Below are 16,766 nucleotides of genomic sequence, written 5' to 3'. Positions count from 1 at the left end.
GGGACTGAAGGATCAATCGACGACGCTTCAGCCCGTAAACCAAAGTTGATGTTGACCTGGATAATTGCGCAACGATATTCTTCACGAGTGGGACGACTCGAGTCCGAAGGCAGTGCCGCACAAGCATGGTGGTTTTTGTACAAAGCCGCAAGCGTTGGACCTACAGTTCAGCACACCTTCTGGTGGAGGAATATCCGAGTAAGAAGGTTGATTTCAAGGAATTTGCTTCAAAACTCACAGAAGATGAGATCAACCTAAGAGTGATGCCAATATTCTGGGTTGCGGGACATGACAATGCTGTCCTGTCTTCGACAATTTCAGACTCAACTGTTGCTTTGCTTTCGAGATGGGACGTTATAGCAGCCATGGAGGCCGTGAGCAGGTACAAAGTCACGTCAATGTATCTGACATTCGATATGTACTGGCAAATTCTTGAGCATCCCGAGAGGGAACTTGAAATCTTTGAGGACCTGTACACGTTCAAGCTTTGTGAAAAAGGACTGACAGTACAGCTGAGAGAAAAATGGAAAGAAGTGGCTGGAGCAATACTCCGTGAGGCCAGAACATCTTGAGCTAAAGATGCCCAGCTCAAACGGAATACATCTCTTCCTCGATGAGCCCCTCTTCTCTTAGAATTTCGCAAACTCTGCAGAGGTAATCCACCTCGTCTTCGATGGTTATTTTGCCAGAAGCGAGGTTCTCCACAAGCTCCTTAACAACCTCATGTGCTTTCTCAGACTTTGATAGAATCTCCATTCCCCTCTGTCCCCTTTTGCTCTTGAGGTACTGCGAAACTGCTGCCTGTGTCAACCCGAGCAAATCTGCAACATCCTTTACCCTGTAACCTCTATCTATTAGCTCAAGCGCAACCTTCGCCCTCAGGGCGGGGAGTACGTATTTCACCATCATCACGCAGTGCGGTTTCATGGCTCAAGCCTCACAATACTCTCCGTGGTCGTCCATCTCACCCTTCTCCATCTTCTCAAGTTCCTTTTCCAGACCTAACTCCTTTATCTTATCAATTTTTCCATTTTTTCTAAAGTAGTCAACTATTGCCCTCCTCAGCGCATCTGCGGCCAAGTTGGAGCAGTGCATTTTCTGCTTCGGCAAACCGCCAAGGGCTTCGGCAACAGCATCTCTTGTAATTTTCAGAGCTTCCTCTATAGTTTTCCCCTTCGCCATCTCAGTGGCCATGCTGCTGGTTGCAATGGCAGCAGCGCAGCCAAAGGTCTGGAACTTGATATCCTCAATTCTGTTGTCCTTCACTTTAATGTAAATGGTCATCAAATCCCCGCAAACTGGATTGCCGACAGTTCCCACACCATCAGCATCCTCAATCTTTCCGACATTCCTCGGATTCTGGAAGTGGTCGAAAACCTTGTCGCTATACATAGCCCTCACCTCCTGTAGAGAGGAGACATGCTCCTCAGCCTCTCAATAACGCCCGGCAGCACCTCAAGCAGCCTGTCAACATCTTCGTCAGTGTTGTATCTGCCCAGCGTCAAAAGCAGAGTGCCGTGCGCCTCCTCATGCTTCAGCCCGCACGCCATGAGAACATGGCTTGGCTGCAAGGTTTTTGAGCTGCACGCCGAGCCGGTTGAAGCCTGAATTCCCGCCATGTCAAGGCTCAAAACGATTGACTCCCCCTCAATGTAGCTGAATCTAACGTTTACATTGTTGGGCAGCCTTTTTTCAGGATGGCCGTTTAGGTAGCTTTCCTCAATTTTCAGAACGTTATCGATTATCCTATCTCTCAACCTTCTGAGCCTCTCGGCTTCTTCTCTCCACTCCATTGCCGTGATTTCGGCAGCTTTCCCAAAACCTACTATCGAAGGAACGTTCTCGCTCCCGCTCCTGAGTCCGTTTTCCTGCCCACCTCCGAGGATTACGGGCTGAAGTTTCGCCTCCTTCCTTATCCAGAGCGCCCCCACTCCTTTGGGGCCGTAAATGTCGTTGCTTGAAATAGTCAGCATATCAGCACCGATCTTCTCAACATCCACCTCAATCTGCCCGACCGAGGCTGTGGCATCAATGTGCAGAGCCGCTTTTCCAGCCAGAACTTCGGAAATTTCCTCTACAGGCTGGATTGTTCCGATTTCATTGTTTGCATGCTGGACGGAAACCAGAATCGTATCATCTCTGAGCTTCTGATCTATAAAGGAGACGTCAACCTCGCCGTACTTACCAACAGGAATGTACTCAACTTCAAATCCCTGCTTTTGCAGGAACTTCGCGGGGTTTATGACAGACATGTGCTCCACAGCCGAGACGAGAATGTGCTTGCCTTTTCTCGCATTCCTCATTGCGTAGCCAATTATGGCTAAGTTGTTCGCCTCCGTTGCACCGGAGGTGAACACAACCGTCCCACCACCGCCATTTACGAGCTTTGCAACCTTTTCTCTCGCCTCTTGAACTGCCTCCCTTGCCTTAAAACCGTAGGAGTGGACGGAGGAGGGATTTCCGAATGATTCAGTCATGTAAGGCAGCATCGCCTCCAGAACCCTCTCATCTACGGGCTTTGCAGAGGTGTAGTCGAAATACGCCATGATACCACCTCAGAAGTACAGCACGCCGTCTGCTTCGAGCACGAGCTGATTGAGCGTTGCAGCACCGACAACCTTCACACCTTCAACGATTTCACCCTTATCTATTCCCAGCAGCTCGGAGCTTCTGTCGCAAACCATCATCTCAACACCACTCTGCACTGCCTGGTCCATCACTTCCTTCAAACTTGGGAAGTTTCCTATTTTAATCTTATCAGCGTTACCCTTTTTAACAACTGTTACACCCTTGATAACAAAGTATATGATGGCGTCGTCGCCCATCGCCTTTGCCGTCATGGCGAGTATGAATGGGGCGTAGAGCCTTTCGGGAGTGTCGATACCGCTCGTCTCCCTGCGAGAGTTCGCTTAGCCTGTAGATTACTCTCTCAACCTCTGTCTCTTTTATTATGCAACAATTTCCTGCAGGAATTGTCCTTCCGTGAGGACAAACCTGAGGATGGCCGAGAAGGGTGCAGATTGCCTCCTCCGCCTCATCGTCTATCAGATGTTCGAACCTGCACGCATGCTCCTCTACATCTTTAAAGCCAAGAATATCGCTGAGAAGCCTTTCGGCGAGTCTGTGAAGTCTTACGATTTTCTCAGCCCTCTTTCTCCCATCCTATGTAAAAACAAGCTTTCCGTCCTTTACGCCCACAAGCCCCTCCCTTTCAAGCTCCTCAATCACCCCCCTCATCGAAGGAATTCTTATCTACTTCCTTGCCCTCCTCTTCAGCCATCCACATTTCTCTCAGAGTATTCTCCGCTTTTTCTGAAATCAATCACACCACCCCTAACATTAAGGCGGTTACAAAGCCTGTAGTAAAGGCTATCGTTACGGAAAGCACAAAAACAAGCACCCCCTGTCTAAGTCCTCTCTCCTTGCATACTACGCTGAACTGCGCTACGCAGGGAACGAAGAGTGTAAGAGTAACCATGGCCACCAGAATCTGATTGTATCCGAGCAAACCCTCGCCAGCAATATCGAAAAGTCCTGCAGCACCGTAATCCCTCCTGAAGAAACCATATAGGAACACCTTTGAAGCTTCAGCAGGCAGACCTATAGCCGAAACCGGAACGCTCAGTGCAGCGATTATAATATCGAAGACTGTGGTTATTCTGCCAATTCATATCAGGAAGCTGATAAGAACGAAGATTGGCAGAACCTCCTTGAAATACCACTCAAGCCTCGACACGGTTTTGTAAAACACATTCTCAAGCTTCGGCACTCTCACCGGTGGAATTTCCATGAAGAAAACCGCCCTCTCCCGGTAAAATTCTGGAAGCGAAAAATCCGGTTATCAGGAGAACCGCAGTGACGATTGAAATCCACATCAGCATCGCTATGAAGTCGGGAGCTATACCAATCATAACTCCAAGCTGGGCGCTGCATGGTATGCCCACAGCAAGCAAAACCGTGGCTATAATCCTCTCCCTCCATGTCTCAAGAATTCTGGTCACGATGACTGCCATCGTCCCACAACCCGTGCCGAGCAGGAGCGGGATGACAGTCCTACAACTCATTCCGATTTTCTTGAAGACTCCATCGAGCAGATAAGCGGTTCTCGGTAGTAATCTTGAATCCTCCAGAATCGAAAAAGCGAGGAAGAAGGTCGTCACTATCGGGAAGATTATTGCTATCGCGTATCTGATGCTCAGCGTTATAATCCCGTAATCTCCGCCGATCAACTCCCTGATCCCAGTAGTTCGGAACGTTCTGGTAAAGGAAGGCATTGACAGCTGAATTAATGTTCTCTTCGAACCACGTCTCTATAAAATCAACAAGAATCTGCGCACCGATATACCCGGCAAGGAGGTAGATAAAGGCGAGGGACAGGATGCTGAGGGGAATGCCGAACAGCGGATTCAGGAAGAGAACCCCTATTTTCTTTGTCAACCCTTTTGAAGTCTCCTCATATCTCATAACCCCGTTTAGCATCTCTTCCGCATCCTCATAAATCTCCCTCATTATTTCGTAGGGGAGAACACCGCTGACGTTAACCCTTTCCACTATTTTATCATAATTTCTCTCCTTTTTAACCATTTCAAGGGAAATGGGGTCTTTTAAAAGCAGCAAAATCGCCATGGCCCTTTTGGAAATGCTGTAGTCTCCTTCAAGCATCTCTTCAACTTCCTTGACAACCTTCTCAATCTGGGGGCTGAACTGATAACCTGCCTGCCGTCCTTTCCCCCATCAATTCTCCTTCTGATCTCCTCCTTCAGGCTACCCACGCCCCTCTTCTCCGTTGCGATTGTCTTTATCACGGGAATTCCCAACCTTTGCTCAAGCATCTTCTCGTTGATGAATATACCGAGCTTCTCAGCCTCATCTACGAGATTGAGAACGAGAATCACGTTAAAACCCGCCTCGATTAGCTGAAGAGTGAAGGGAAGCGCCCTCTTTATGTTCTTGGCATCAACAACATGAACTACCAAATCAACCTCCTCAAGCAGTCTTCTCGCAACCTCCTCCTCACCGGTTACAGGAACCAAGGAATGCATTCCCGGTGTGTCTATCACCTCAATATCCCTCATTCTTGCAATTGCAACGTCAACTGTGGTTCCCGGATAATTTGAAATAGTTGCGTATTTTCCTGTTAATGCGTAAAAAAGTGCGCTCTTCCCCACGTTCGGATTTCCAAAGAGCTACCTTTCTGCGACTGCTTTCCATCACTGTGGGTTGATTAACACTGTGACACTTCATTTATTTTTAGGTTAACCTAAATTATTTAAAGGTTTTGGTTAATGCAGGAAATGTTAAGGTTTTTAACCTATGGCTAAACTTCTATACGTGATTGAAAAAATCGGCGAACCTCTTGAACTCGCAGAAGAGGATCAGTTCACGATTTTTGTGGGTAGAACACCATACAGAATAATGTGCACTCCAAAAAATCTGCAAGAGCTTGCAGTTGGATTTCTGATCTCTGAAGGGATTGCCAAATCTGTTGAAGACATCGAATTCCGTGAGGCACCCTGTTTGCAGAACAGCAATGCGGTCTTCGTCAATGTGAATGGAAATCCGGGCGAATCCACCATCAGGTCTTCCGGATGCATAGGAATCTACAGAGAGGATGAAGTTGTAGGGAAGGTTGAAGTGGGAGAGAGGTTCTCAATATGCCGAGACAGAAAGGGCTCTGGATTATCTTAACGTCGAAGAGTATGAGAGAACACATGGATATCATATTGCTGCAATAGTGGGGAAAGATGGATTAATTGTCCGGAGATACGACGTTGGAAGGCACAACGCTGTTGATAAAGCCATAGGGGCGGCTCTATTGATGGGGGTTGACCTGAGCCGGACTTTCTTGCTACTGTCAGGCAGAATTTCGAGGGGTATAGCGATGAAATGTGTGAGAGCCGGAATACCTCTTGTGGTGTCCAAGGCGGCGATACTGGATTCTGCGATAAAGGTGTGCGAAAAAAAGTGGTTTGGCTGCAGTGTCCTTTGCAACAAATGTAGTTGTTAGAGGGGACGCAATTGATGTCTAAAACAGCTGCTTCCCCGTTCTGTAGCCCTCCAGATCAACCAGAACCGATCTAAATCCTATTTCCTTCAGCCTGTCCCTCACTATCGTCGCTTTTTCGAGTAGCTTGCCTATCTCCTCTTCACCGACCTCCACGACTGCAACACCGTCATAATTCCTCACCCTTACCTGCCTCACCCCAGCAATTTCTATCACCAGATTCTCTGCCTCATCGACCATTCTCAGCTTTCGCTCGTCAATTTCAACGCCAGAAGGGATTCTCGAAGCCAAGCAGGCAAGAGACGGCTTGTCGTAAAACGAAAACCCCATGGACTTCGCTACCATCCTTATTTCCTTCTTCGTAATCCCAAATTCAGCCCAAGGACTGTAAACCCCGTGCATTTCCTTTACAGCTTTGTATCCCGGTCTGTGCCCTTCTAAATCGCTCGCATTTGTCCCTTCAAAAACTGCATCGTAACCCCTCTCCTCGGCCAAGGACACCAGAGATGAAAGAACCTTTTTCTTGCAGAAGTAGCACCTCTCAGATGTGTTTTCCCTGAATTCCGGTGTCAGAATGTCCATATTGACAAACTCGTGTTTCACGCCAATTTCCATTGCGATTTTTGCAGCATCTTTAATTTCCCTTGACGGAGATTTTTGAGAGACAACCGTTACTGCCAGAACATCAAGTCCTGCATCCTTGCAGACCGCAGCAAGAGTTGAGCTGTCAACACCACCGCTGAAGGCGATAACAACCCCTTTGAAACCTTCAAGAAATCCTCTCATCCTCTGCAGTTTTTCCAGTGTTTCTGGATTCATCGGTTGTTGTTCTGAGAAAAAAGATTTAAAGTTAACGTTGTTAACAAAGTTTAAAAAATTTATATGTTCTTCCCAAGCTCCCTCGCGATGTTCAGCAGCATTCCCAGAGCCTTCTGCACCTCAGGCTCTCTGAGTGCTTTCATCAGCCCTACCATGCCAACGGGCTCAGGCTCCCTCTCGCACCTGCAGATCGCATCTCCAAGAGCGTTGAGCAGAACCAAAGCTCTGTCGCTGGTGAACTTGGTCGAAATCAAGCCTATGTTCGATATCATCTCCATGTTCCTCTCCACCACCGCATCGCTGATTGAGTCCTGAACGATTTTGATGAGGGCTGAAAATCCAAGCAGAGCATCGAGATTCCCACTCTTCTCAAGCCAGACCAGCTTGTCAATCGCCTCTATGAGGTGCTCCTGATTCTCCGCTATTTTCTTCAGAAGGGGCTCAAGCTGCTTGACAGTCTCCTCTTCCGACATACTACCACCTCAGAGCATACCTCTTGCCGTAAGCCAGTACATTCTGTTGTAGGCAAGCTTCATCCAGTGGATGAACTTGTTAGGCTTTACGAATTTCGGTGGTGTCTCGTAGTCGAACCATATGTATGTCGCCTCGCTGAATCCCGTCTCGATGAAGCACATCGCCTTTCCGAAGTATCTGGCTGTTGGGGGCAGGCCCTTAATCTCCGCAGCTATATTCTCCGCCACAACCTCCGCCTCAAAGTGTGCCACACTGCCTGCTTTGCTTACTGGCAAATTCGTCGCATCTCCAACAACATACACATTCTCCAGTCCCTCGGCCTTCAGCGTGTACCTGTCAGTCGGGACCCAGCCATCTCTATCGCCAAGGCCTGAGTCGATGATTACCTGAGAGCCCTTGTGCGGCGGGATTGCTATAAGGAGGTCGTATGGCTCCTCCTCACCCTCCAGAGTCTCAATGACCTTCTTCTCAGGGTCGATGCTTACGGGATTGAAGAAGGTCTTGTAGTTTATCCCCCTCTCGTCGAACATTTTTTGGACAAGGTCGGAAACCTCCTCCATCGTGAAGACTCTGTTTATCGGGTAGGTGTAGAGCAACTCCACATCCTTCCTCACGCCGTGAATCTTGAAGAACTCGTGGAGCATGAAGGTAACCTCAATGGGTGCAACGGGGCATTTGTGCGGGATTCCCATTACGCTGACGACAACCTTTCCCTTCTTGAACCTTGCAAGCTCCTCTCTCAGCCTTTTTGCCCCATCAAGGTTGTAGAACCAGTGTCCGCCATCAACAAGCCCCGGCATCTCCTCAGGAGCAACTCTTGAACCTGTAGCGATGACAAGGTAGTCGTAGTTTACCACTTCTCCATTTTCAAGCTCAACCCTGCTCTTCTCCGCATCAATTTTCGTTGCCCTTGCAATCTTCAGCTCAATTAGCGGGTCAAGAAGGTACTTAACATCTTTGAGAATCTCGCTCTCCTCCATTCTGTTGAAAATGAGGTAAAGCAGTCCCGGCTCGTAGAGCTGCTTCTCCCTGTCTGAAATCAGGGTTATGGAGACGTTCTTCTCCCTGATTTCCTCCCTGAGCTTCATTGCGAGGTAGTTTGCAGTAATGGTTCCAGCAACTCCTCCACCAACAATAACAATGTTTTTCATATCACTTCAACTTCTTAACAACAATTCTCCAGTAGTCTTCTTCCTTCTTTACCTCAACAAGCTCATGTCCAGCTTTCTTGACCCACTCAGGAATGTCTTTGGCACTGCTTTCATCGCTGGAGAGAACCTCAACAACCTCTCCAACCTCAACCTGCTTGAGAGTTTTAATCATCTCCATCAGTGGGCCCGGGCAGTAGCTTCCCCTTGCGTCAACAACTACCATCTCAACCACCCCCAAAAAATTTAGATGAAGAGAACCTTTGCGTCCTCAACCATGCCGAGGAACTTCGTGACGCCAATGACGTCATCAAAGATGTCAACGAAGTCGTCAAGGCTCATCTTCAGCATGTCCATGACCATACCGCAGGCATAGACCTTCAGATTTCCTACCTCCTTTGCCTGCTTGAGAACGTCTATGAAGAGCGGTGCATTTGCCTGAATCATGCCCTTACCAAGCTCTCCAGCCTTCCATGCCTTGTTCTCCACCACGTCTTTCTTGAAGGCCATCAACCCGTCCATTGTGGCGAAAACCATTACCTCGCCGAGCGTTGCGGCGGTGCTTGCAATAATGCTCGCAGCCTGAACCTTCTCCAACTCACCACTTGCCAGAACAATTGCCAGTTTCATAACATCACCTCACTGAACTATCACTCTTATTTCTTAAATAGCTTTGCGAGGTTTTGATAATTTCGTGAAAAACTGCTCCCTGAAAATTTAACGGTGTTAAAAAGCTTTTATAAAAATATTCAAAAAGCTTTTACTTCTTTTTTATAAGAATACTCCATTCTTTCTCTCCTACCTTTTCCACTGAAAGAACCTCATGCCCCTCCTGCTCCACGCTCCTCGGCACGTCTCTCACTGCAGGCTCATGGTCAATGATAACCCTAAGAATCTCCCCGCTTTTCATCTCCTCAAGCTTGAGCTTTGTCTCGATGAAGGTGAAAGGGCAAACTTCTCCGCGAATATCAAGGACTTCATTAGCCTCAATCTGCCTCGATTCTGCACGTCTCGACATAGTAATCACTCCTCAGCTCCTCAATCCCACTCTCACCACACACCCTGCACTTCTCCTGCTTCTTTACCTCAATGAAGTTAAAATCGTTGTGGAGGATGTCGGCGTAGAGAAGCCTGTTGGTGAAAAGCTCACCTGTGCCAAGAATGAGCTTAATCGCCTCGTTGGCCTGAAGAACTCCAAAAAATGCTGTGGTCGTCCCTATTATCCCCGCCTCCCTGCAGCTCGGAACGCTGCCGGGCGGAGGAGCTTCGGGCAGAAAGCAGCGGTAGCAGGCAGTTTCGTGGGGGATAACTGTCATAATCTGCCCTTCAAATCTCAGCACGGCAGCGTGCACGAAAGGCTTACTTTCCAGAACGCATGCGTCGTTTATCAGGAACCTCGAACTGAAGCTGTCGGTGCAGTCCAGCACGACGTCGTATTTCGATATCACCTCTCTCGCATTCTCTGCAGAAAGGTGGAAGGGATACACATCAACCTCCACATCAGGATTGAGTTTCTCAACGAAGCTCGCTGCCGATTCAGCCTTGTTTACGCCAAGATTTCCTGCGTGAATGGTCTGGCGGTGGAGATTCGTTATGTCCACCTCATCTCCATCAGCGATGCCAATCCTGCCAACTCCGGCAGCTGCGAGAAACTCTATTGCGGGGCTTCCGAGCCCACCTGCTCCCACAACAAGCACTTTCGCCTTCAGAAGCTTTTCCTGACCTCTTCCACCAATTTCTGGAATCAGAATCTGTCTTCCGTAGCGCTTTACCTGCTCCTTGTTCAGCATTTAACCACCAGCCACCGTCGGAACGATTGAAACCTCGTCCCCGCTTCTTACCTCAGTTTCGAGCCCCTCAGCATACCTCACATTCCTGCCATTGACAAAGATGCTGATGAAGGGTGAAAGCTCACCGTCCCTCTTCAGAATTTTTTCGAGGTCTTTGCCGGTAATCTGAGAAAGCAGAGCTATTAGCTGGTTTACCGTAAGCTTCTCCGCATCAATTTCCAGATCTCCCTGATTTATCGATGCTGGAAGCCTGACCTTTATCGCCATCCCTTCACCTCCCCAAGACCTTCTCAAACTCTTCTACTCTGGCATCTATCTTTACGGTGCTCAGAGTCTCTGCCACAGCTTCAGCTGTTTTAAGCCCGTTTCCTGTGAGATACGCCACAACCTTCTCGTCTCTGTCAATTCTGCCGTCCTCAACCAGCCTTATTAGAGCAGCAACTGTCACACCTCCAGCAAGCTCGGTGAAAATCCCCTCAGTCCTCGCGAGGAGCTTGACAGCCTCGATAACCTCAGCGTCGCTCGGGTCTTCAGCGTAACCGCCGCTTCTCTCCACAACCTCCTTTGCAAAGATTCCGTCCGCTGGATTCCCTATGGCGAGGCTGTGGACTATCGTGCTGAACCTCTCTATTGGCTCAACCTGTCTTCTCTCCTTCACAGCCCTCGCTACCGGAAATCCCTCAGGCTGGGCGGCGTTGAAAGCAACTTCAGCCGAATCGATAAGTCCAACTGTCTCAAGCTCTTTGAAACCTCTGTAAATCGAGTAAAGCAGCGCTCCAGATGCGACGGGCACCACCACCTGAGATGGGGCCTCCCATCCAAGCCTCTCCGCAGCTTCAAAGGCAAGGGTTTTGCTTCCCTCCACATAGTAGGGGCGGAGGTTGATGTTCACGAATCCCCAGTTCCTGTTCTTCTCCGCTATTTCCGCAGCGAGCCTGTTGGCGTCGTCATAGGTTCCATTTACCTCAACAACCGTAGCTCCATGCACGAGAGCCTGAACGATTTTGTTCTTCTCTATACCAGCAGGAACGAATATGAAAGCTTTCAGTCCAGCCTTAGCGGCGTGCGCTGCCAAGCTTCCGGCGAGGTTTCCGGTAGAGGCGCATCCAACAACATCCATCCCGAACTCCAGCGCCTTGGTTACTGCAACGCTCACGACTCTGTCCTTGAAGGAGTAGGTTGGATTGGTCGAATCGTCCAGCAGGTAGAGGTTCTTTAGTCCCAGACACTCTCCAAGGTTCTTTGCGTGTATGAATCTCGTAAATCCTGCTCCGAGGTCAACGGGATCATGGTTGGTGGGTAAAAACTCCCTGTATCTCCATACGCTCTGCACTCTCTTCGAAATCTCCTCTTTACTCACGCTCTCCTTTATCCCCTCGTAATCGTAAACGGCTTCCAGCGGCCCGAAGCAGAGGCTGCAGTGGTAAAGGGGTTCGGGCGGGTATTCCGTTCCACATATCCTGCACTTCAACGCTACCAGATACATAACGTTGTTAAGATGCTATGAGTATTAATAATTTTTGGTCAGTGTTAAATTCATGGCAGTAATAAAGAGGACAAAAGAATTTTATCCCAGCAGTCAGGATAATGGCCAATGATTCTCATCAAGAATGCCAAGATTTTGACTCCCAAGGGAATTGTGGAGGGAAATCTGAAGGTTGAAGGGAAAAAGATTTCCGAAATAGGCGGTAAGGCTGTGAAGAGCGATGTCGTCATTGACGGCAGCAGGAAAGCTGTTATTCCCGGCTTCTTCAACACCCACACCCACGCTGCAATGACTCTCTTCAGGAGCTACGCTGACGACATGCAGCTTCACGAGTGGCTGGAGAAGAAAATATGGCCTTTGGAGGCAAAACTGGATGATAAAGCAGTTTACTGGGGAACGAAGCTTGCATGCGTTGAGATGCTGAAGAGCGGGACGGTGTTTTTCAACGACATGTACTTTTTCCCCGAAGCTATTGCAAGGGCGGCTGAGGAGTGCGGAATAAGGGCATGCGTTTCTGCAGCTTTCTTCGACTTCTTCAATCCCGATTTGCTGGAGTTGAACCTGAAGAATGCGGTGAAAAGCCTGAGGGAGATTGAGAAGTACGATGTGCTTAGAGCGATAGGCCCTCATGCTGTCTACACTGTGAGCCTTGACGGGTTGAGGAGGGCTGCTGAGATAGCGGAGGAGATGGACATCTTCATGCACTTCCATCTGGCAGAGACGGAAAAGGAGGTTTTAGACTTTAAAAAGCAGCACGGGAAGCTGATCGTTCAGGCTCTGGATGAAATTGGATTCTTGAGCAAGAGGCTTATCGCTGCCCACAGCGTCTGGCTGGAGGATGCCGAAATTGAAATTCTGGCGAAGAAGGGGGTGAGCGTTGCCCACTGCCCTGCGAGCAACATGAAGCTTTGCGTCGGTAAAGCGATAAGGTATGAGGCAATGAAGAGGGCTGGAGTTAACTTCACCCTTGCCACAGATGGTGCGGCAAGCAACAACAACCTCGACATGCTGGAGGAGATGAAGTTCGCCGCTTTGCTGCAGAAATTCCACCACAGCAACCCAACTCTGCTAAAAGCGGAGGAGGTTTTCGAGGCTGCAACGCTTAACGGGGCAAAGGCTTTTGGCATAAAGTCTGGAGTAATAAAGGAGGGCTACGAGGCCGATATTGTTCTGGTGGACTTAGCAAAGCCCTACATGCAGCCAGAGCACAGCCTCATCGCCAATCTTGTATATGCTGCCTCCTCAGGCTGCGTTGACACTGTAATAGTGAAAGGAGAGGTGGTGGTTGAGGGCGGGGTGTTCAGGAGCGAGGAGGAGGAGCTCAAAATAATAGAAAAGGCCAATGAAGTTGCAAAAAGGCTCACAGGTTCAGCATAATCGTCCAGCTTATGTACCAGCTTGAGAAGGTCAGGAAAGCAATCCCAGCCCAGTCCTTTCCCTCAAGCTCAATCCCCATTTTTGGCAGGATGAACTTCTGCACGTAGATGAGGAAAACGAGGATTATGATGCCGAAGGCATCCCTCTGCCTGAACTCGCCCGTTGCGAGGAAGGAAAGAATGCCAGCAACAACTCCCATAAGTATCGGGGTAAGAGTTTTCTTCATCTCCTTGGCCAGATTGTACTCTTCCTCCTTTGGTGCTTCAGGCTTCTCTTCCCTTTCCTTTCTCTTCTTCTCCTTGGCCATCTTTCTCACCTGAATGAGGGTCTTAGAGAGAGCAACTTTGGTAAGGGAAGGGGCATAAAGGGCTTGCCCTCGCACTCCGACCTGACTCTCTCAGCAAGCTCCTCTGCACTCATCTCCACTCTCTTCTGCTCCTTCTGCGTTGACTCAGCCCTTACGGTGACTGCAAGCTTCCCGCTCTCAATTTCCTTCTCTCCGACAACTGCAATGTATGGAATCCACTCGGTCTGCGCATCCCTAATCTTCTTGCCCAGCGTTTCGTTCCTGTCGTCAACGTCCACTCTTATTCCGTTTCTGGCGATATCATCGGCAATCTTAATGGCCGCATCGACAAACCTCTCGCTAACGGGAATAACCCTAACCTGAGTGGGGCTGAGCCACACTGGAAGCATTGGCAGCCTTCCTTCATCAAGCATGAACTTTGCCTTCTCAAGCAGTGCATACATCACCCTCTCCACCGCTCCGCTGACAGAGCAGTGCAGAATGTAGGGGTGCTTTTCCTTCCCGTCGGAATCTACAAAGGTAATGCCGTATCTCTCGGCATTTTCCACATCAATCTGCACCGTTGAGAGGGCAGAGGCTTTGTCGAGCGCATCCACAAAGTTGAACTCGAATTTGAGGACGAAGTAGAAGAAGCGGTGGTCCCACATTTCGATGAGAATGGGCTTCTTCAGAATGTCAACGAGGCTGTGCACGAACTCCCTGTTTTCCTCATAGAAGTCCTTGGTTATTCTAACCGCCACCTCGTAGTCCTCAGGCTCAAGCCCAATCTCCCTCAGAACCTCCACCGACAGGCGGTACTGGTTGAAGAACTCCTCCTTCGCCTGCTCCATGTCCTTTGCCACTGTGTGCATATCGGGCATCGTAAAGGCTCTGAGCCTCCTTAATCCAACAAGCTCTCCCCTCTGCTCCTTCCTGAAGGAGTAGCGGGTAAGCTCGTAGATTTTCAGGGGGAGATTGCGGTAGGTTATGGTCGAGCTGGAGAGCATCAGAAACTGACCGAAGCATGCAGCGAACCTCAAAAAGAACTCCCTCTTGTCCCCCTTGATGATGTACTGCCTTGCAGGGAATCTTTCGAGGTACCTCCTCAGCGTGGGGTGGTTGCGGTCGTACATGATGGGAGTTTCAACCTCCATGGCGCCATAGTCAATGCACTTTCTCGTTATGAACTGCTCAAGGAGCGTTTTCACCAGCCTGCCCTTGGGATAGTATCTGATGTGCCCCGAATCGCTCGCTGGCTCATAATCTGCGAGCTCAAGCCTTCTCATGTACTCCACATGCGGAGGAGTGACATCAACAGCCCTCCTCTTGGCAATCTCGTAGTTGACGAACTTTCTCAGCTTCTCATAGCCCGTGAAGTCGAACTTCTCCACCTCAACGAGCTCCTTTTCAGGGGTGAGGATATACCAGTAGCTTACAACCTTCTCCTCCTCATCCTTCAGCGCCTGAGTTACCTCAGCTTCAGCTTCTCCTCCAATCTCTCTCGAAAGCTCGCTCAGCGGATGACCCTTGCATGAAATCCTGAAGGCTTTATACCATCCGAAGGGGGAGCGATGAACCTCGAAGTCTGAAAGCTCAGCTTCAAGCTGCTTCAGCAGCTTAACGGCAGTCTCAGCATCGGCAAGATTTGACGAGAGGTGGGCGTAAGGATAAATCATTATCCTCTCAGCGTTGACCTTCTCGGCCACCTCTCTTATGGCTTCAGCGGCCTTCCTAACAACGTTCTCGTCATCGCCCTTCTCCACAGAGGTGAAAGCAACGAGAACTTCCTCAACCCTCTCACCTTTGCCATCAAAAGGTTCCGCAAGCTTCGTTTTCTTCTTCACCTCATACTCCATGTAATCAGCGTGAATCAGCAGAAGCTTCATGAAAAAGCGACAAATGGAGGAGTAATAAATTTTTCTAAGCAATTAAAAAAGAAAAAAGTTTACTCGTAAACCAAGGCGTTGGCAACGAGTTCGCTAACTCCGGAGAAGCGCATGTCGAGGTTGTAGTAGTTTATCATCTCTCTGAACTGCGCCTTGCAGTTGGAGCAGATTGTTGCTATTATTTTTGCACCAGTCTGCTTGAGCTGCTGAACCTTCATCTTGCCGTAGGTCTCCATTCTGAACTTCAGGAAGTCGTCCTTGGCCATGATGGCGAATCCACCGCCACCACCGCAGCAGTAGTTCCACTCTCTGTTCGGGTACATCTCTCTGAAGTCCTTGCAGGCTGCCTGCAGTATTCTCCTTGGCTCCTCGTAAATCCCACCAGTTCTTCCCCACTTGCAAGAGTCGTGGAAGGTTACGGGCTCAGGGTTCTTCTCCTTGTCAAGTTTCAATTTGCCTTCCCTTATAAACTGGTCAAGAAGCTCCATCCAGCTTATGACCTTGAATGGTCTCTCTTCCGGTGGGATTAGGTCTTTGGCAAAGTGGGCAATGGAGTCGTATGCGTGCCCGCACTCTCCAACGACCAGATATTCAACATCCAGCTTCTTTGCAGTCTCAACGTGGGCCTTCATCACTCTGACCAAATCTTCGTCGCTGTAGAACAGACCGTAATTGACAATGTCGTTGACACCCGTTTTTGGAGAGTTTAGAGTCCAGTCCTCCCCAACGTAGTTCATTATCTCCACAATTCCCTGAACTGTCTCAGTGAAAGCGAGGTAATCACCTGCGTTGTTCATTATGAGATACTTCGCTCCCTTCTTGTCAACGGGAATTTCTACCTCCACGCCCTTTTCATCCTCAATGTCTTCCTTTATGAACTCAAGGATGTCCATAAACGCCTCGTAGGGAATCTTCGGAGCATTTCCGTACTTGAGCTGGTTTTCAACACCATTGTCCTTTAGCTCGTCTGGAACAATTCCGAGGTCGGCGAAAATCTTTCTTGTCTCTCTTGTAATCAGCCCGTTGTCCAGACCAAAGGGACAGGCGAGGGCACACCTCCTGCAGACTGTGCAGCGGTAGGCTGACTCCGCAAGGGCATTTATGTCATCCTCAGTCGGGTCTTTGGCGCCAATTAATGGCCCGAAGAGCTTTCCGGTGAGGGTGAAGTGCTTCTTGTATATCTTCCTCAGCATGTCCGACCTGTAAACGGGACTGTAAATCTTCTTCCTTCCGCTGCCGAGATACATTGTGCAGGCCTCTGCACAGGTACCGCACTTCGTGCATGCTTCGAGCGTTAGCTTGTATGGCAGGAGGAAGGGCCAGTTCTGTTTGGTCAAATACTTTCTCATCGCTTCCAGAAACTTCTCCTTCTTTGGCTCGTCAGGGCGAAGAATTTCATCAGACATTGCGCGGTAATCGTCAAAAACTCTTCTCCATTTGGTTACCTCAACAGCCCTTTCCTTTCCCTTCTCAACAACTTTCTCCTCAACCATTCA

26 protein-coding genes are annotated in these 16,766 nt (G+C 49.2%); 4 read left to right on the top strand and 22 right to left on the bottom strand.

Annotated elements, in window-relative coordinates; all coding sequences use genetic code 11:
- The first annotated feature begins 56 nt into the window (after positions 1-56).
- Positions 57-572 carry an AMP-binding protein gene (locus AF_RS12360; protein ID WP_143274377.1) on the top strand — a complete coding sequence of 172 codons (516 nt, stop codon included), beginning with the start codon at positions 57-59 and terminating at the stop codon, positions 570-572.
- 16 nt (positions 573-588) lie between these two features.
- On the opposite strand, the gene AF_RS02875 is transcribed toward AF_RS12360, so the two are convergent.
- From AF_RS02875 to AF_RS13415, 10 genes are all read right to left on the bottom strand, one after another.
- Complete coding sequence (locus AF_RS02875) at positions 589-927, bottom strand: transcriptional regulator (protein ID WP_010878070.1); 339 nt, start codon at positions 925-927, stop codon at positions 589-591.
- 3 nt (positions 928-930) lie between these two features.
- Positions 931-1,392, bottom strand: coding sequence for a Fe-S cluster assembly scaffold protein NifU (gene nifU / locus AF_RS02870; protein WP_010877697.1), 462 nt, complete (start codon positions 1,390-1,392; stop codon positions 931-933).
- Positions 1,393-1,397: 5 nt separating this feature from the next.
- Entirely contained in the window at positions 1,398-2,546 is a 1,149-nt protein-coding gene (gene iscS2 / locus AF_RS02865; protein ID WP_010878069.1) for a cysteine desulfurase IscS2, read from the bottom strand.
- A gap of 9 nt (positions 2,547-2,555) precedes the next feature.
- Complete coding sequence (locus tag AF_RS02860; RefSeq protein ID WP_010878068.1) at positions 2,556-2,840, bottom strand: DsrE family protein; 285 nt, start codon at positions 2,838-2,840, stop codon at positions 2,556-2,558.
- Positions 2,773-3,138, bottom strand: coding sequence for an iron dependent repressor, metal binding and dimerization domain protein (locus AF_RS12595; RefSeq protein WP_244372834.1), 366 nt, complete (start codon positions 3,136-3,138; stop codon positions 2,773-2,775). The genes AF_RS02860 and AF_RS12595 overlap by 68 nt, the downstream gene beginning before the upstream one ends.
- Positions 3,139-3,322: 184 nt before the next feature.
- Positions 3,323-3,577, bottom strand: coding sequence for a hypothetical protein (locus AF_RS13435; RefSeq protein WP_086975520.1), 255 nt, complete (start codon positions 3,575-3,577; stop codon positions 3,323-3,325).
- A gap of 90 nt (positions 3,578-3,667) precedes the next feature.
- Complete coding sequence (locus tag AF_RS13430) at positions 3,668-3,790, bottom strand: hypothetical protein (protein WP_231487597.1); 123 nt, start codon at positions 3,788-3,790, stop codon at positions 3,668-3,670.
- On the bottom strand, positions 3,756-4,160 hold the full coding sequence (locus AF_RS13425; protein WP_231487596.1) for a nucleoside recognition domain-containing protein: 405 nt from the start codon (positions 4,158-4,160) through the stop codon (positions 3,756-3,758). Before AF_RS13425 ends, AF_RS13430 begins: the two co-directional genes overlap by 35 nt.
- A complete protein-coding gene (locus AF_RS13420; RefSeq protein ID WP_244372850.1) occupies positions 4,054-4,662 on the bottom strand; it encodes a hypothetical protein in 609 nt (202 codons plus the stop codon). The genes AF_RS13425 and AF_RS13420 overlap by 107 nt, the downstream gene beginning before the upstream one ends.
- Entirely contained in the window at positions 4,605-5,168 is a 564-nt protein-coding gene (locus tag AF_RS13415; protein WP_052270470.1) for a FeoB small GTPase domain-containing protein, read from the bottom strand. Before AF_RS13415 ends, AF_RS13420 begins: the two co-directional genes overlap by 58 nt.
- A 163-nt stretch (positions 5,169-5,331) precedes the next feature.
- On the opposite strand from AF_RS13415, the gene AF_RS13410 reads away from it, so the two are divergent.
- Positions 5,332-5,688 carry a formate dehydrogenase accessory sulfurtransferase FdhD gene (locus AF_RS13410; RefSeq protein WP_231487592.1) on the top strand — a complete coding sequence of 119 codons (357 nt, stop codon included), beginning with the start codon at positions 5,332-5,334 and terminating at the stop codon, positions 5,686-5,688.
- Complete coding sequence (locus tag AF_RS13405; RefSeq protein ID WP_244372797.1) at positions 5,630-6,007, top strand: formate dehydrogenase accessory sulfurtransferase FdhD; 378 nt, start codon at positions 5,630-5,632, stop codon at positions 6,005-6,007. The genes AF_RS13410 and AF_RS13405 overlap by 59 nt, the downstream gene beginning before the upstream one ends.
- Before the next feature lie 18 nt (positions 6,008-6,025).
- On the opposite strand, the gene larE is transcribed toward AF_RS13405, so the two are convergent.
- From larE to thrC, 9 genes are all read right to left on the bottom strand, one after another.
- Positions 6,026-6,823, bottom strand: coding sequence for an ATP-dependent sacrificial sulfur transferase LarE (larE, locus tag AF_RS02840; protein WP_010878066.1), 798 nt, complete (start codon positions 6,821-6,823; stop codon positions 6,026-6,028).
- A 59-nt stretch (positions 6,824-6,882) separates the two neighbouring features.
- On the bottom strand, positions 6,883-7,296 hold the full coding sequence (locus AF_RS02835) for a DUF1641 domain-containing protein (protein ID WP_010878065.1): 414 nt from the start codon (positions 7,294-7,296) through the stop codon (positions 6,883-6,885).
- A gap of 9 nt (positions 7,297-7,305) precedes the next feature.
- Positions 7,306-8,448, bottom strand: a complete 1,143-nt coding sequence (locus tag AF_RS02830; RefSeq protein WP_010878064.1) for an NAD(P)/FAD-dependent oxidoreductase — start codon at positions 8,446-8,448, stop codon at positions 7,306-7,308.
- Between the two features lies 1 nt (position 8,449).
- Positions 8,450-8,671: a sulfurtransferase TusA family protein gene (locus AF_RS02825; protein WP_010878063.1), complete on the bottom strand. Its 222-nt coding sequence runs from the start codon at positions 8,669-8,671 to the stop codon at positions 8,450-8,452.
- 20 nt (positions 8,672-8,691) lie between these two features.
- On the bottom strand, positions 8,692-9,075 hold the full coding sequence (locus tag AF_RS02820) for a DsrE/DsrF/DrsH-like family protein (RefSeq protein WP_010878062.1): 384 nt from the start codon (positions 9,073-9,075) through the stop codon (positions 8,692-8,694).
- A 130-nt stretch (positions 9,076-9,205) separates the two neighbouring features.
- Positions 9,206-9,472 carry a sulfurtransferase TusA family protein gene (locus AF_RS02815; RefSeq protein ID WP_010878061.1) on the bottom strand — a complete coding sequence of 89 codons (267 nt, stop codon included), beginning with the start codon at positions 9,470-9,472 and terminating at the stop codon, positions 9,206-9,208.
- Positions 9,432-10,235 carry a HesA/MoeB/ThiF family protein gene (locus tag AF_RS02810; RefSeq protein ID WP_010878060.1) on the bottom strand — a complete coding sequence of 268 codons (804 nt, stop codon included), beginning with the start codon at positions 10,233-10,235 and terminating at the stop codon, positions 9,432-9,434. The genes AF_RS02815 and AF_RS02810 overlap by 41 nt, the downstream gene beginning before the upstream one ends.
- Positions 10,236-10,502, bottom strand: a complete 267-nt coding sequence (locus AF_RS02805) for a MoaD family protein (protein ID WP_010878059.1) — start codon at positions 10,500-10,502, stop codon at positions 10,236-10,238.
- A gap of 4 nt (positions 10,503-10,506) precedes the next feature.
- Positions 10,507-11,721 (bottom strand): threonine synthase, encoded by a 1,215-nt coding sequence (thrC, locus tag AF_RS02800; protein WP_010878058.1) that lies wholly within the window; start codon positions 11,719-11,721, stop codon positions 10,507-10,509.
- Between the two features lie 108 nt (positions 11,722-11,829).
- On the opposite strand from thrC, the gene AF_RS02795 reads away from it, so the two are divergent.
- Entirely contained in the window at positions 11,830-13,098 is a 1,269-nt protein-coding gene (locus AF_RS02795) for an amidohydrolase (protein WP_010878057.1), read from the top strand.
- Here AF_RS02795 and AF_RS02790 read toward each other — a convergent pair.
- From AF_RS02790 to AF_RS02780, 3 genes are read right to left on the bottom strand one after another with little or no spacing between them, the layout of a single operon-like run.
- Positions 13,082-13,405, bottom strand: coding sequence for a hypothetical protein (locus AF_RS02790; protein ID WP_010878056.1), 324 nt, complete (start codon positions 13,403-13,405; stop codon positions 13,082-13,084). The two genes, AF_RS02795 and AF_RS02790, sit on opposite strands and share 17 nt — an antisense overlap.
- Before the next feature lie 5 nt (positions 13,406-13,410).
- On the bottom strand, positions 13,411-15,270 hold the full coding sequence (locus AF_RS02785; RefSeq protein ID WP_010878055.1) for a threonine--tRNA ligase: 1,860 nt from the start codon (positions 15,268-15,270) through the stop codon (positions 13,411-13,413).
- A 59-nt stretch (positions 15,271-15,329) separates the two neighbouring features.
- Positions 15,330-16,763, bottom strand: a complete 1,434-nt coding sequence (locus tag AF_RS02780; protein ID WP_010878054.1) for a (Fe-S)-binding protein — start codon at positions 16,761-16,763, stop codon at positions 15,330-15,332.
- Positions 16,764-16,766 lie beyond the last annotated feature (3 nt).

It is taken from the genome of Archaeoglobus fulgidus DSM 4304, from assembly GCF_000008665.1.
Lineage (GTDB): Archaea > Halobacteriota > Archaeoglobi > Archaeoglobales > Archaeoglobaceae > Archaeoglobus > Archaeoglobus fulgidus.
The sequence above is the reverse complement of the archived record's forward strand: the minus strand, read 5'-3'. Positions and strand labels throughout refer to the sequence as shown.

What these genes read in the sequence shown, in the direction of transcription:
- iscS2 (WP_010878069.1), bottom strand. Translation starts at nt 2,546, where the DNA reads ATGGCGTATTTCGACTACACCTCTGCAAAGCCCGTAGATGAGAGGGTT.
- nifU (WP_010877697.1), bottom strand. Translation starts at nt 1,392, where the DNA reads ATGTATAGCGACAAGGTTTTCGACCACTTCCAGAATCCGAGGAATGTC.
- AF_RS02810 (WP_010878060.1), bottom strand. Translation starts at nt 10,235, where the DNA reads ATGCTGAACAAGGAGCAGGTAAAGCGCTACGGAAGACAGATTCTGATT.
- AF_RS02790 (WP_010878056.1), bottom strand. Translation starts at nt 13,405, where the DNA reads ATGGCCAAGGAGAAGAAGAGAAAGGAAAGGGAAGAGAAGCCTGAAGCA.
- AF_RS02875 (WP_010878070.1), bottom strand. Translation starts at nt 927, where the DNA reads ATGAAACCGCACTGCGTGATGATGGTGAAATACGTACTCCCCGCCCTG.
- AF_RS02860 (WP_010878068.1), bottom strand. Translation starts at nt 2,840, where the DNA reads ATGACGGCAAAGGCGATGGGCGACGACGCCATCATATACTTTGTTATC.
- AF_RS13430 (WP_231487597.1), bottom strand. Translation starts at nt 3,790, where the DNA reads ATGGAAATTCCACCGGTGAGAGTGCCGAAGCTTGAGAATGTGTTTTAC.
- AF_RS02825 (WP_010878063.1), bottom strand. Translation starts at nt 8,671, where the DNA reads ATGGTAGTTGTTGACGCAAGGGGAAGCTACTGCCCGGGCCCACTGATG.
- AF_RS02795 (WP_010878057.1), top strand. Translation starts at nt 11,830, where the DNA reads ATGATTCTCATCAAGAATGCCAAGATTTTGACTCCCAAGGGAATTGTG.
- AF_RS02830 (WP_010878064.1), bottom strand. Translation starts at nt 8,448, where the DNA reads ATGAAAAACATTGTTATTGTTGGTGGAGGAGTTGCTGGAACCATTACT.
- AF_RS02805 (WP_010878059.1), bottom strand. Translation starts at nt 10,502, where the DNA reads ATGGCGATAAAGGTCAGGCTTCCAGCATCGATAAATCAGGGAGATCTG.
- AF_RS02820 (WP_010878062.1), bottom strand. Translation starts at nt 9,075, where the DNA reads ATGAAACTGGCAATTGTTCTGGCAAGTGGTGAGTTGGAGAAGGTTCAG.
- larE (WP_010878066.1), bottom strand. Translation starts at nt 6,823, where the DNA reads ATGAATCCAGAAACACTGGAAAAACTGCAGAGGATGAGAGGATTTCTT.
- AF_RS02835 (WP_010878065.1), bottom strand. Translation starts at nt 7,296, where the DNA reads ATGTCGGAAGAGGAGACTGTCAAGCAGCTTGAGCCCCTTCTGAAGAAA.
- AF_RS13420 (WP_244372850.1), bottom strand. Translation starts at nt 4,662, where the DNA reads ATGCTTGAAGGAGACTACAGCATTTCCAAAAGGGCCATGGCGATTTTG.
- thrC (WP_010878058.1), bottom strand. Translation starts at nt 11,721, where the DNA reads ATGTATCTGGTAGCGTTGAAGTGCAGGATATGTGGAACGGAATACCCG.
- AF_RS02785 (WP_010878055.1), bottom strand. Translation starts at nt 15,270, where the DNA reads ATGAAGCTTCTGCTGATTCACGCTGATTACATGGAGTATGAGGTGAAG.
- AF_RS02780 (WP_010878054.1), bottom strand. Translation starts at nt 16,763, where the DNA reads ATGGTTGAGGAGAAAGTTGTTGAGAAGGGAAAGGAAAGGGCTGTTGAG.